15 protein-coding genes and 2 pseudogenes are annotated in these 12,684 nt (G+C 62.3%); 10 read left to right on the forward strand and 7 right to left on the reverse strand.

Annotated elements, in window-relative coordinates:
- The first annotated feature begins 2 nt into the window (after positions 1 to 2).
- Positions 3 to 1,046: a glycosyltransferase family 4 protein gene (locus AB7535_RS40890; RefSeq protein ID WP_354114599.1), complete on the forward strand. Its 1,044-nt coding sequence runs from the start codon at positions 3 to 5 to the stop codon at positions 1,044 to 1,046.
- Positions 1,047 to 1,225: 179 nt separating this feature from the next.
- Entirely contained in the window at positions 1,226 to 1,735 is a 510-nt protein-coding gene (locus AB7535_RS40895; protein WP_439037727.1) for a PRC-barrel domain-containing protein, read from the forward strand.
- Positions 1,736 to 1,960: 225 nt separating this feature from the next.
- On the opposite strand, the gene AB7535_RS40900 is transcribed toward AB7535_RS40895, so the two are convergent.
- Positions 1,961 to 2,188 carry a hypothetical protein gene (locus AB7535_RS40900; protein WP_038383553.1) on the reverse strand — a complete coding sequence of 76 codons (228 nt, stop codon included), beginning with the start codon at positions 2,186 to 2,188 and terminating at the stop codon, positions 1,961 to 1,963.
- Between the two features lie 224 nt (positions 2,189 to 2,412).
- A complete protein-coding gene (locus AB7535_RS40905; RefSeq protein WP_439034355.1) occupies positions 2,413 to 2,886 on the reverse strand; it encodes a hypothetical protein in 474 nt (157 codons plus the stop codon).
- Between AB7535_RS40905 and AB7535_RS40910 the strand changes: the two genes are divergently transcribed.
- Together AB7535_RS40910 and AB7535_RS40915 are read left to right on the forward strand one after the other, a co-directional pair.
- Entirely contained in the window at positions 2,876 to 3,442 is a 567-nt protein-coding gene (locus AB7535_RS40910) for a DUF1236 domain-containing protein (protein ID WP_354134728.1), read from the forward strand. The two genes, AB7535_RS40905 and AB7535_RS40910, sit on opposite strands and share 11 nt — an antisense overlap.
- Positions 3,443 to 3,467: 25 nt before the next feature.
- Positions 3,468 to 3,788 carry a hypothetical protein gene (locus AB7535_RS40915; RefSeq protein ID WP_439037728.1) on the forward strand — a complete coding sequence of 107 codons (321 nt, stop codon included), beginning with the start codon at positions 3,468 to 3,470 and terminating at the stop codon, positions 3,786 to 3,788.
- A 565-nt stretch (positions 3,789 to 4,353) separates the two neighbouring features.
- Here AB7535_RS40915 and AB7535_RS40920 read toward each other — a convergent pair.
- The 3 genes and pseudogenes from AB7535_RS40920 to AB7535_RS40930 all read right to left on the reverse strand — a co-directional run.
- The gene (locus AB7535_RS40920; RefSeq protein WP_354134727.1) at positions 4,354 to 5,769 is read right to left on the reverse strand and encodes a TAXI family TRAP transporter solute-binding subunit; all 1,416 of its coding nucleotides are present in this window, start codon (positions 5,767 to 5,769) and stop codon (positions 4,354 to 4,356) included.
- 122 nt (positions 5,770 to 5,891) lie between these two features.
- The gene (locus AB7535_RS40925) at positions 5,892 to 6,446 is read right to left on the reverse strand and encodes an MOSC domain-containing protein (protein ID WP_439037758.1); all 555 of its coding nucleotides are present in this window, start codon (positions 6,444 to 6,446) and stop codon (positions 5,892 to 5,894) included.
- Between the two features lie 15 nt (positions 6,447 to 6,461).
- Positions 6,462 to 6,761, reverse strand: a pseudogene (locus tag AB7535_RS40930) (DNA polymerase/3'-5' exonuclease PolX); the annotation flags it as partial.
- Positions 6,762 to 7,099: 338 nt separating this feature from the next.
- Here AB7535_RS40930 and AB7535_RS40935 point away from each other — a divergent pair.
- The 5 genes from AB7535_RS40935 to AB7535_RS40955 all read left to right on the forward strand — a co-directional run bounded on the left by AB7535_RS40935 (position 7,100) and on the right by AB7535_RS40955 (position 10,749).
- Positions 7,100 to 7,555, forward strand: coding sequence for an Hsp20 family protein (locus AB7535_RS40935; RefSeq protein ID WP_354134748.1), 456 nt, complete (start codon positions 7,100 to 7,102; stop codon positions 7,553 to 7,555).
- 83 nt (positions 7,556 to 7,638) lie between these two features.
- A complete protein-coding gene (locus AB7535_RS40940; RefSeq protein ID WP_354134725.1) occupies positions 7,639 to 7,959 on the forward strand; it encodes a hypothetical protein in 321 nt (106 codons plus the stop codon).
- A 12-nt stretch (positions 7,960 to 7,971) separates the two neighbouring features.
- Positions 7,972 to 8,157: a hypothetical protein gene (locus tag AB7535_RS40945; protein WP_167768326.1), complete on the forward strand. Its 186-nt coding sequence runs from the start codon at positions 7,972 to 7,974 to the stop codon at positions 8,155 to 8,157.
- A 397-nt stretch (positions 8,158 to 8,554) separates the two neighbouring features.
- Entirely contained in the window at positions 8,555 to 10,045 is a 1,491-nt protein-coding gene (locus tag AB7535_RS40950; protein WP_439037729.1) for a PAS domain-containing protein, read from the forward strand.
- 236 nt (positions 10,046 to 10,281) lie between these two features.
- On the forward strand, positions 10,282 to 10,749 hold the full coding sequence (locus tag AB7535_RS40955; RefSeq protein ID WP_439037730.1) for a metallophosphoesterase family protein: 468 nt from the start codon (positions 10,282 to 10,284) through the stop codon (positions 10,747 to 10,749).
- Positions 10,750 to 10,790: 41 nt separating this feature from the next.
- Here AB7535_RS40955 and AB7535_RS40960 read toward each other — a convergent pair.
- Both AB7535_RS40960 and AB7535_RS40965 read right to left on the reverse strand, forming a co-directional pair.
- Positions 10,791 to 10,886 (reverse strand): annotated as a pseudogene (locus AB7535_RS40960) (VapC toxin family PIN domain ribonuclease); the annotation flags it as partial.
- A 264-nt stretch (positions 10,887 to 11,150) separates the two neighbouring features.
- Positions 11,151 to 12,269, reverse strand: a complete 1,119-nt coding sequence (locus tag AB7535_RS40965; protein WP_439037731.1) for a carbohydrate porin — start codon at positions 12,267 to 12,269, stop codon at positions 11,151 to 11,153.
- Here AB7535_RS40965 and AB7535_RS40970 point away from each other — a divergent pair.
- Positions 12,219 to 12,620 carry a hypothetical protein gene (locus AB7535_RS40970; protein ID WP_439037732.1) on the forward strand — a complete coding sequence of 134 codons (402 nt, stop codon included), beginning with the start codon at positions 12,219 to 12,221 and terminating at the stop codon, positions 12,618 to 12,620. The two genes, AB7535_RS40965 and AB7535_RS40970, sit on opposite strands and share 51 nt — an antisense overlap.
- Positions 12,621 to 12,684: the final 64 nt, after the last annotated feature.

Genomic DNA, 12,684 nt, shown 5'->3' on the forward strand with positions numbered 1-12,684 from the left:
CGATGCGGATCGCACAGCTTGCCCCCTTGGCCGAGAGCGTCCCACCGAGACTTTACGGTGGGACGGAGCGCGTGATTGCTTGGCTGGTGGATGAGCTCGTCGAGCTCGGACACGACGTCACCTTGTTCGCAAGCGGCGATTCGAGGACGAAGGCAAAGCTCTACCCAGTGTGGCCACGTGCTCTGCGATTGGGACGGATGGGCGTGGATCCCAACGCCGCCTGTGCGATGCTGGTCGAAGCTATCGCTGAACACGCTGCCGGCTTCGACCTGATCCACTCTCACGTCGACTGGCTGCCCCTTCCCGTGCTGAGCCGGACGGATGTCCCGTATCTCACGACGATGCATGGCCGCCTCGACCTTCCCGGGCTCCCCGACGTCATCGGAGCCTTTCCGAAAGCGCCTTTCGTCTCGATCTCCGACAACCAGCGCCGGCCGCTTCTGGAGGCGAACTGGATCGCTACGATCCAGCACGGTCTGCCGAAGGATCTCTTTCGGCCGTCCTATGAGCCTGGTTCGTACCTGGCCTTTCTTGGGCGGCTGACGGTCGACAAGGGCCCCGAAGACGCGATGCGCATCGCACGTGCTGCCGGGATGCCGCTGCGGATCGCCGCCAAGATACCGCGCGCGGAGACGGCTTACTTCAAGAAGAAGCTCGAACCGAACATCGACGGCGAGAAAATCGAGCTCGTCGGCGAAGTCGACGAGGCGCGGAAGCAACCGTTTCTCGCCGGCGCCGCGGCCCTGCTGTTTCCGATCGACTGGCCCGAGCCGTTCGGCCTAGTCATGATCGAGGCGATGGCCTGCGGGACGCCCGTCATCGCTTACCGCTCCGGCTCGGTGCCGGAAGTGGTGGAGGACGGCGTCACCGGCTTCGTCGTCGAGAACGCCGCGAAGGCGATCGAGGCTGTGAACGATCTCGGCCGTCTCGACAGAAGAGCCGTCCGCGCCCGGTTCGAGGAGCGCTTCGTCGCGAGCCGGATGGCGCGGGAGTACGAAAGCCGGTATCGCGAGTTGATCGCGCGCGTGACGCCGTCTCGAAGGTAGGCGCCCTCCGATGAGGAGGGCGGGCTCCGCAGGCTCCAAAGACGTCTTCTGAATTCGCTCGTCGCGAATCCTTCACTGAACTCCCAGAGTCGAGCGCTGCATCGGGAACAAGCGGAACCTCCTCGCGTTGTGGAGCGCGGCATCCGACCGGACGCCGACGTCGCTGGAGGAGATAGAAGATGAAAAGCGTTCTTGCCGTCGCCCTGCTTGGCGATGCCGTGATCGGCGGCGCTGCGTTCGCGCAATCCACGCAGCCGGCCGATCGCGCCGCTACCGCGACCACGGGCCAGCCGGCTCATGCGCAGATGGCTCTCAAGGGAAGCTGGCGCGCCTCGAAGCTGATGGGTCTGAACGTCTACAACGAGGCCAACGAGAAGCTAGGCGACATCAACGAACTGCTGGTCGACAAGAGCGGCAAGATCGAAGCCGTGGTGATCGGCGTCGGCGGCTTCCTGGGAATGGGCGAGCACGATATTGCGGTCTCCATGGACAAGTTGAAGTTCGTCGAGGAGCCGGTCCGGACCACCTCCAGCGGCAACTCGACTGCGCGTGACACGACCACCGGCGCCGCTTCCACGAACACCACCCATCGCAACACGAACGATTGGGTGCCTGACCACGCTGTCATGAATGGCAACAAGGAGCAGTTGAAGGCGCTGCCGCAGTTCAAATACTCAGACTACAATTAGGCAAGCAAACGCTCGCGGAACAGGGGCCCCACGGGCCCCTTTTTTGCGCATCCGCAACCACGGAAATCCAAAGAAAACGGCCCGCCCGGGTTCGCCGGACGGGCCGCTTTAGCGTCAATTCGCTCAGTGCATGTCAACCAGGAAACGCCACACGATCAATACGGGCGTGCGCTCCTCCAAACCTGTTCCGAACGATTACATCGGGGCAACGACGCCTGGTGTTTATTACTGTTCAGTGCAGACCTTCGTGGTCTTCACGGCGGACTCGGCTTCGGTCTTGGTCTTGTACACACCGTCTCCCACGACGGTGGTGGTCGTGGTCGTCGGCTTGGTGTCGACGACGGTGCACTTCTTGGTGGTCGCGTCGCGGACGATGTAGAACTCTGCGGCGCTGGCTGCCTGTGTGCCGAGGGCGAAAGCGGCAAGAGCGCCGCATACGATCAGCTTCTTCATGATGTCCTCCTCCAATGGCGTTAAGTAGTCACTGCCAACAACACGCCCAGTTAGAAGTTCCACTTATTCCCGAAAGATGATGGACGGCGTGCTATCGGCGCGGTCGCAGCGTGGCCATATTCGCAGTGAAACTCGAGATGGGAGCAGAGACCAATTACCGAATTATCCCGATTTGGAACTCGCCATGCCACCGCGTGTTATCGGGCGACCAAATTGGGAGGTTTTCAGATGAACAAACGTTTATTCTTAGCCACGACCGCCGCAGTCGCGATCGCAACGTCGGCTTTCGCGCAGTCGTCGCCCAGCACTTCGAGCTCGAATCCGCCAACGACGCAGCGGCAGGACTCCACATCCACGACGACGCCGTCATCATCGTCCACGACCCCGTCGTCCAGCTCGTCCGGGCAGACCACGAATCCTTCGACGAATTCCAGCACCGGCACCAACGCCACGGAGGCGCCGACCTCGCGCCAGGCCCAGACCAACCAGCCCGCGACGCCTTCGAACCAGGCGCAGACCAACCCTCCGTCGAACACGAACACCCAGTCGCAGAGCACCAATCCGCCCGCCTCGGGCACCAACCAGGCGCAGTCGCCGACGGGCAGCGGTTCAACCAACACGGCGCAGCAGCCAAACGACCGGCAGAACACGGCGGATCGCTCTTCGAACACCAACGTGAACGCGTCGGTGAACGTCAACGATCAACAGCGGACCCGCATCAGCGCGTCGATCTCGCGCCTGAACGTGCAGCCCCTCGCCAACGTGAACTTCTCGCTCTCGGTCGGCACCGTCGTGCCGCGCGACGTCCGTCTGCAGTCGCTGCCGACGGAGGTGGTCGAGATTGTGCCGCAGTATCGGGGCTACGACTTCGTCCTGGTGAAGGACGAGATCGTCATCGTAGAACCGTCCAGCTCCAAGATCGTGGCGGTCATGCCGTATTCGGGTCGCTCCACGGCTGCCGCCCCGGCACGCACCGAGCAGCGCAAGGTCACCTTCAGCGATCGCGACCGTGAGGTGATCCGCAAGCAGGCCAAGGCGCGCCAAGTCGAGCGCGAGCGCCGCACGACCGGCAGCACCGTCCGCACCGAGATCCGGACCGGCGAGCGTGTGCCCGAAGGCGTGGAGATCGAAGCGTTTTCGGAAGAAGTCTATCGGGATGCTCCGACCTTGCGCGAGTACCGATACATCAACCGGGACAGCCGCACCTATATCGTCGAACCTCATGAGCGTCGCATCATCGAAGAGATCGACTGATCTCGCCACGGAAAGGAGAACATCCATGAAGACTATCGTACTGGGACTGTTCGCCGCCTCCCTTCTGGGATCGGCTGCGATCGCCGCTCCGCTCAATCCGACCGCCCCAGGCCCGACCGGGCTTTCCTCTGGAACGAAGCAGGTCCGGCTCGTCTGCAACGAGTACGGGCGTTGTTTCCGGACCCGCGGTCCGCGCTACGTTCAGCGCTACTACGGCGACGACGACGCCTACGTCGCGCGCCGCAGCTACGGCTACTACGGCGGACCTGGTTACTACGACCGCGGCTACGGCTACTACGGCGGCGGGCCGAGCATCGGGTTCAGCTTCGGTACCCGGAGCTGGTGAGTAAGACAAGGGCCGCTCTCCGAGCGGCCCTTTCGCTGGTAATCTACGGTGAAAAGATGTCCGCTCTTGCGAAGCTGATAGTACAAAAAGAGCAATTGCTGGCGCGGCTCGAAGCCGATCCCCCCCGAACGAGCGCGCCGAAATCCAGGCACTGCTCACCGCTTTCAAGCTGCTGGAGCCACAGGGCGCTCCTCTGACGAGCGGCGAATAGCGAGACTCACTCAGCATTTGAGGCGATGACGATGATGCGATTAGTTGCCAACTTGACGGCGGGCTGTCTAGCCGTCGCCTATATCAATGGCGCCGAGGCCCGCTCCTCGTTCGGCAGAGGCCGCCGAGATTCAGCGCATTTCGGGCGGAGAAATGCTGGAAGTTGCGAAGACACTCGACCGGCTGTGGGAGGGCGGGCTCATCGAGCGGGAAACGCTGGACATAGGCATCGGCGCGCGGCGCAAAGATGGAGGAGCACAATTGCGACGCATCAGGTATAGGCGCAAAATGTCGAAGCCATAACGATTTCGTTTCAGCACCGGGATCTGTCGCGCGACGTGCCGTCGGCGGCCTGTCATCGGCGAGAGGCCAGGGTGGGTGCACCGGTAGGCGCCCGCGCCGGGTCCATCAGGCCAGCCTGCAATTCCGCGCGCCTCTCCGCCACAGCATGATCGAAAAGTTCGAGGGCCAGGGCAAAGGCAGCCAGGTCCTCTTGTTCGATGGCCCCCTCGTCGAAACAAGTGAGGGCTTCCTTGATGATGGCATCGACCTCGCGTTGAGTCGCCGCGAACTCGCTATCGGATTGGACGGCGCGAATCTCGGAAGCCGCGGCAAGGATCCGGTTGCGATGGACGGTGTTTTCGTCCCGTTCGTCCCGGTTGAGATAACGACGCAGCCATGCAGCGGCCGAACCAATGCCGGACAGCAGCAACAAGGCGAACCAAATGTAGTCGCTGTACTTGTCCAGGAATGTCCGTTCCGTGCCGTTGATGACGGCGGCGGCGCCGCGGTGCACGGACGGCTCGGCCTCCTTCTCGGTCTCCGGCTTGGTGATATGGGCGGCGCCGGCGGCATGCTGGGTGATGGTATCCCGGACCGCGAAAAGCTGCCGATAGAAGGCCGCCGCCTTGGCTTCGGAAAGCCCTTTTCTGGCCAGAATCAAGTGGCTGACAGCGATCGTATCGACCTTTTCCTCGGGCCATGCCGGTTTCGCGTTGAAGACGCTGGGCGGAATCTCCTCGGCCTCATAGCGCGAGTGCTTCAACGCGATGGCCTCAGATGCGTCGATCGGGAGGAACTTCGGCGTGCCGCGCGTGCGGGCTGTCGCCGCGATCGCGTCGGCTGTGATCTTGCTGTCGAGCGGCCCCACGGCCAGGTACGCTTCGATCGTGCGATCTTGCGCGAGTTTTTCGATCTCGTCCGTGCTGAACTGCGCCACGCCGACCTTGTCCGGCTCCACGCCGGACCCATCGAGGATAACCCGCAGGACCGACGCGTTTGCTGCGGTCCTGCCTATGACGCCGACCTTGCGTCCGGCGAGGTCAGCTATTTCAGCGATCTTTGTAGCGTTCTTCTTTTTCGCGACCTTGCCGCCTGGTCCGGAAAATGACCACAGGACGACGTAGTTCTTGCGCAGCACGGCGAGCGTCTGTGCGTCCGAAGGCATGCTCAGATCAGCGCGGCCGACCGCGAGCTCGGCCTTGCCATTGCCGAGCAGGGCGAGCGATTCGGCCGCGCCAGCGGTCGTTACCGGGGACAGCATCACGGTACGGCTTTCGTCGGCGAACGCCTCGGCCATGGCCTCTACCACCGCGTGGTCTTCGCTGCCGGTCGGTCCCACGGCGACCCGAAGCGTCGTGGGCTGCAGGACGTAATAGAGAGCTCCGCCAGCGGCCAGAAAGACCGCGAATCCAACGGCCAGGACCAGCAACAACGAGCGGGCCTTTCGCCGCTGAATATCTTGCCTGTTGCTGCCACTGGAGGAGGACATTTGCTCTCCGATGGTCCGCTTTCTGCACGTCCCGCGTCCCAGCTCTCTATCGGGAACTTGCGGATCTCCGAGCCGTTCCCGAACCGGCGCACTTCTTGGATGTATGGACAAGGGCGTCCACCCTAGAGGGCCGGTAGATCACGAAAGACAGAAAGAAGCCGAATTCGCGCGCTATCGCCAGCCGCGACCCTTCCCCCGACCCTTACCACGCCCAGCACCCCGCATTTGAACCGAGGGCCCGGTTTTGCCGACGAGAGCACATGCCGCCTCAGACCGGTCCGGAAGCGGTCGATGAGGACACACGGCGTCCGGAGGCCGGTCAGCTCCACGATCGCAGCGGGTCCAAGCTCGATGAGCGTCCCGAGCGGCATCCGCTCGAGGTCCAGGCCGGCAGTGGTGATGTTCTCGTCCAGGTCTCCCGCTCCGACCTTGAAGCCCGCATCCGAGAGGGAGGCGAAGAGTTCGGACGGGATCAGGTGAACCTGCCGGAGATTGGCTAGGCGGGGCTGGCGGCGGGCGAGATAGCGGTGCCGGACAAACGGGCCGGCGTGGGCGTCGCCTTCGACACCATGGCCTTCCACCAGCACGATCCGGTCCTGCGGCGGTTTGCTGAAGTGGTGACCGCGATCGGCGGCGACCGCGACCACGGTGCCCTCCAGGGAGAGCGCCTGCGGCATCAGGCCGCCCGGGCGCGAGCGCCGCTTCTGACGCAGGTAGCGCGTGATCTGCGGAAGGGCCATCGCGTTCAGGACCCGGTCGGCAGGGACACCGCCCTTCCGGGCCATCTCGACGCCCCAGTGCATGTGGTCGAGCTCGGGGATCGAGTGCGCGTCCGGATTGATGCTCAGCATGCAGCCGAAGTCGAGGGCGGCCTGGTGCCAGCGCCAATCCAAGTCGAGGCGCCACGGGTGGGCATCGATCTCGACCACGACGTCGTGCTTGGCGCAGGCGTGCAGCACCTTCTCGACATCGATTTCGTAGCCTGGACGCCGCGCAGCGGGAGCACGACGGGCCGTCGGAAAGCCTGGAAGCGGAGCGGCGCGACATCGACAAGCGGATCGAGGCCGAGGATCGGCGATGGGAAAGCGAGAGGGAGAAGCTGAAGGACGCCTTGCGCCGCGCGCGGGAATAGGCGGCAAGACCGGATTAACCGTCCCGAGTCCTTGGGCAACAAAATTTGCGTGACACCCTTGAAACTTTTTTCGGCCTTCCAAATTTCTTCGGCGTCGCCACTCCGGCGATCGGGACGCCGTCAGGGTCCCGCCACTCGAGACGGGCACCGGTCGTGTCCGGTGCCGCTCAACCATTTTGCTCCTTGGAGGATCTGGCTATGCGCACTGCAGATTTTTCGCCCCTGTTCCGGTCGGCCATCGGCTTCGACCGTCTTTTCGACCTGGCCGAAGCCGCCCAGCGCGCAGGCGAGGAAAGCTATCCCCCCTACAACATCGAACGCCTCGACGAGAACCGCTTCCAGATTTCCGTCGCGCTCGCCGGTTTCAAGCCGGACGAGGTCGATCTGACGGTCGAGCAGAACGTATTGACGCTCGAGAGCCGCAAGAGCGACAAGGAAGAGCGGACTTTCCTGCATCGCGGCATCTCGGCCCGCAACTTCAAGCGCCAGTTCACCCTCGCCGATCACGTAGAGGTCAAGGGCGCCAGCTTCGAGAACGGCCTGCTCGTCATTGACCTGCAGCGCGAAATCCCCGAGGCGAAAAAGCCGCGCCGCATCGCTATCAATGGCGTTGGACCCAATAACGTCGATCAGATCGAAGCCAAGGCGGCCTGACAACAACGGACATAGGCATGATCATAGCCGCGCGGGCGCGCCCCGCGCGGATCCCCCATAACGCGTCTCGGTTGGAGGTAGCCATGCGGCCGACGACTGCACTCGACGACAAGGTCATCGATCTCAACGCCGTCCTGCATCCCGGTACGGTATTCGAACATCCGCGGGACGTTGTCTCGCATCCCGCCCTCAGTCTCTCGGAGAAGCGCGCTATCCTGGCGTCATGGGCCTCGGACGCCTCCGCCATCGCGTCTTGCCCCTCGCTGCGGGCTCCCCAAGGTTTGAAGGCTCCCGTGACGATCGACGAGATCCTGGAGGCGCTTCGTGCGTTGGACGGTGGTCCTCGCAATCCGCCCGGCGGGAAGCCGATGCGTCTGCGGCCGGCCGATCGGGCTGCCGCCTAAACAGGGAAGACGATGCAGATCCCCGAAATGTCGCAAGACAAACCTGAAGCCATCGAACCGGATCTCGCGCGCGAACTGCAGCGGCAGGTCGCCGAGTGGAAGGCGATGCGGGCTCCGCTGCGGTCTCGCACCGCCTCTGGTGTGCAGGTCGAACGTCGGTTCAAACGCCGGCCTGTCATCTCCTCGCTTCAGGTCTGACGAACCGATGGCCACCGCCTTCGCTCGATCGGGCGGTCCCGAGGTGGCCGAAGGCAACGCTGCCTAGAAGGGGAAAGCGGCGCAATACGGCTATCGGACAGAAGGAGATGCTGATGCCGATCGCCGGCAAGAAGCCGGCGAAAACCCGCGCCCAAGTGGGATCGAGCGCCACGGAACGGCGCCACTCGCGAAACGGTCGCGACAGCGCAGGCGCCGCCGGCAAAGCGCAGCTGGCGCGATGCCCAACGGACCGCCGGAGAGCGCGAATTTATAGCGGAGATGGGGAAAAATGATGTCGCCGGCGAAACACGCTGCACCAAAGTTAGGGCTGGCTATGTGTCAGTAATTGAAAGAAGGTCCAATCATCTAAGGAACGGCCTTAAAGGGATTTCGCCACGTGAGCGCCTCGGAACCCGACGAACATTTCCCGTTCGGTGGCGGTGAAAATGGCGCCCTTATTCGTTCCCTCGATTGGTCGAACACCAGCTTGGGGCCGATCTTTGAGTGGCCAGAAAACCTGAAGACCACGGTCGGAATACTGCTGCGCTCACCCGTCCCCATCGTGCTCCTATGGGGACCGGACGGCATCATGATCTACAATGACGCCTACTCGATTTTTGCTGGAGGTCGCCATCCCTTCCTGTTTGGATCCAAGGTGCGGGAAGGTTGGCCTGAGGTGGCCGACTTCAACGACAACGTGATGAAGGTGGGCTTGGGGGGGGGCACGCTGTCTTACCGAAATCAAGAGCTGACGCTTCACCGCTCAGGCGTTCCTGAGCAGGTCTGGATGAACCTGGATTACAGCCCGGTGCTGGGGGAGAATGGCCGTCCGGAAGGCGTTCTCGCCGTGGTCGTGGAAACGACGCAACAGGTTTTAGCGGAGCGAGCGTTAGCGAAAGCCGAGGAGCGACTACGCCAGGCGCTGAACGCCTCCGGTATGGTGGGTACGTTCGCCTGGCATGTGCGGTCCGACACCTTCTATTCCGATGCTCGATTTGCGGGAATGTTCTCGGTCGATCCTGCCAAGGGAGACGAAGGCGCTCCGTTGTCGGACTACCTCGCGGGCATTCATCCAGAGGACGTTCGGCGGATCGCCGACGCTGTCAACCGCACCATCGTCACCGGAGAAAAGTATGTGCAGGAGTACCGGCTTTTGCGGAAGGACGGAAATATCCGCTGGGTCGAGGCTCGCGGCGAGTGCTTGTATGGTGAGGACGGCAAACCCGATCGCTTCGTCGGCGTCGTGGTGGACGTGACCAATCAGAAGAATGCACAAGAGCGTCAACGGTTGCTTGCTCGGGAAGCCGATCACCGAGTGAAGAACATCTTCGCCAATTTCCACTCGATGATTACGCTCAGTGTTCGGTCTGCCGGAAGCCCGAAGGAGATGGCTCACGCTCTTCGTGGTCGATTGGATGCGCTGTTGCGAGCTAAGGATCTCGTCCGTCCTGGCATCATGGGCACGGAGCACGAAAGCGAGCAGACGACGATGGACACGCTGGTGCGCACTGTGTTGCAGCCCTATGAAGATGGCTCGCCCGACCGCATCGTCCTGAGCGGACCTGATGTGCCTGTCGGAGCGAAGGCCGTGACAGGGCTCGCATTGGTGTTGCATGAGACTGCGACGAATGCGGTTAAGTACGGGGCTCTCTCTCGACCGGATGGTTCGATCCACGTCACATGGGCTGCGAGCGGTGATGACTTCCGCCTTGACTGGGACGAGAGCGGCGGTCCGGAGATCAATGTAAAACCGCATGCTCGCGGTTTTGGCAGTATTCTGACCGAGCGCAGCGTGACTGGCGAGCTTGGGGGCCGGATCGAGCACGACTGGCGGCGAAATGGCCTTAGGCTGAAGTTGAGCATACCATTGAAGCGCCTCGCGGCTTGAAGATGTTTACTCGCATCTCTATTCGGTCCGTCAGCGGTCTTCGCTCGGACACTCCGGGCAGGTCTCACCGTTTGAGTCGGATCCGCCCCCAACGGTCTGCATCTGATCCAGGATCGCGATCAGCTTGGTGATCGAGCATCGAGCGCACTCCGGTCATGCGTCGGTTCGATGGTGACGCCGGTGCATCAGGAAGACGCGGCGCAATACGCGACAGCGTGCTTCGACCGGAGGCTTGGATGACCTTTACCGTCGGCATCATCTCGGATACGCACGGCCTGCTTAGGCCAGAGGCTCTTCGTTTTCCGGCCCATGTCGACCACATCATTCACGGCGGTGACATCGGCGACCCCGGAATCATCCCCACGCTGCGGAGAATTGCTCCTGTCACGGCAATCAGAGGGAACGTGGATACGGGCGAGTGGGCCACTGAATTTGCCGAAAACGAGTCGGTGCGGCTCGCCGGACGGCTGTTCTACGTTCTGCACGACCTCAATACCCTGCAGGTCAATCCTGCAGCTGAGGGCATCGATGTAATTGTTTCCGGCCACTCCCACGTGCCGAAGATCGCTACCGTCGAGGGCGCGCTTTATCTGAATCCTGGCAGTGCCGGACGCCGGCGCTTCAAGCTACCGATCACGCTTGCGAGCCTCGAAGTCACGCCCGACGGACTGAAACCGATCATCCACGATCTTGAGGTTGGATAGACCGCGGCGCCGCACGTCCAGTCAGGCGAGACTTTCGGTGCCGTTTCGGCCGCCTGGGCGTCGAGCCAGTCGCGGACCGATGGATGCGGTTCGGGCTTCATCGCCTCGGAGACCACATTGGTATTGAGCAAGATAATGGCACCTCATTGGACAATGGCGTTAAAAAGCTAGCAGAAATCTGACGTCCAAGAAGGCTGCTCGCGCCCGCCAAAAACTTGTCATAGGAGGGGCGTCTATTCGCCCATCCCGGTGACACAGTGCGGTTGTAGATCGGTTGATAGGGATAGACCGGAAATTTGCGGTTGAGAGCCAAACCGACGCGATTGACCTTAGCTAACCTTGCCGCACTGCCTGCCGACCTCAGCTGGTGGACTCTTAGCTGGCCCCAACCTCTAGCCGCTTTAAAACTTCGCAACCGTTCGCATCCCAAGGACGATGGCGTCCTTCAACGACACGCCCGGCATGGTCCCGGTCGGGTTGGTTGCACCACCACCGGGGCGGCGAATGTACTGGAAGTTAGGTTGCAATGTGAGGCCGGCGCGCACCTCATACTGATAGACGGCGGTCAACAGGCCTTCAGACGTCCGCACCGGCCAATTGGGTCCGTACCGAGACTGGAAGTCGTGGTCCAACGCCGTTGCCCATTGCGATACATGGGCGTAGGCGACGGCGACGCCGAACTTATCGTGCGGCCGCGTATCCGCGAGACCGACGAATTCAAATCCCCCGTCGGCGTAGACATCGATCAGGTTGCGGTCCGGTGGCGAGTACGACGCACGTGCGAACACGCCGATGCCGCGGTCGTCGTCGCCACGAACGCGGAAAATCTTCTGTTCGAAGACACCGTAGATCCCGTAGTCACCCCCGAACCTGGCCGGCGTTTCCGACGTCGCGGGGTCTGCGAGCGAAAGCCCACTTGTATCGAAGCGCTCGCTGTCAAAACTGCCAAGATGACGCCAGCCGCCTAGCTTGAGCTTGCCGTCGAGACCGGGATCGCCCTTCGTCGCATTCCACAGAAACTGAGCCTCAGTGAGCAGCAGCGGAGGATCGTTGACGCGAAAATTCAGCCCGTACCGGTCGCGAAGCTGCGGATCGTCGGAACCCGGGCCGGCGGGATTGCCGACGAAGACCGCTCCGATAAGGGTCAAATTGTCAGTCACATCAGCACGGAGCCGCGCGCCGACGGCTGCCAGTGGAGGTGAGGGGCCGCCGCTCGGCATATTCAAGGCGAAGATGCCGGGCCAACCGAGTGAGGCATTCGTGAACACGTCAGTGTATTTCGCGGTCGCAAACTCGGAATCGGCAGCAAGCTGCCCGGCGCGCAATGCGAGCTTGTCGTCGTTCCACTTCTTCTCGAACCACATTTCGTAGAGACGCGTGGTCGGAAGTGCCTCTATGCCGCTCACATCGAGGAAATTCAGCAACGACCCGCGCGAGAGGCCGCCCCCGTCGATCCGGAAGACGTTGGCATGAAACGTAAATCCGTTCAGCCCGACCATCTTCTGGAGATCGACGTCCATGGCAAAATTGATGCGATCTTCGTAGATCGCACTCTGCTTCGCGCCGCCCGAGGGATTGCCGAGTACCTCGCCGATATATGTCACGGCGAACTTGATGCCGTTTTTCTCGAAAGGATTTGGCAGAAGGCCGAGGGTCGATTCCTGCACCGTGCTCTCGCCGGTATCGGGATCGGATGGCTTCAGATCGTCGGTCTTCTTGTCTTCCTGCGCGAAGGCGCTCCCTGCAAGGCGCGCAACGAGCGTCAGTGCCAGCAGCCAAGCGCGCATCGTTTGACCTACCCCTCGGCCCGCATGTTGCAGTGTTCGGCGGGCCGCCACAAATCCTTTCGGCACCGCCGACCATCCTCGTGAGTTACAAAGTGTACACAGCCCGCAACCACCACCTTCTCGGATAGTCGTTTCGCAAGTGGAACCT

It is taken from the genome of Bradyrhizobium sp. 956_D2_N1_4, assembly GCF_052076025.1.
GTDB classification, from domain to species: domain Bacteria; phylum Pseudomonadota; class Alphaproteobacteria; order Rhizobiales; family Xanthobacteraceae; genus Bradyrhizobium; species Bradyrhizobium barranii.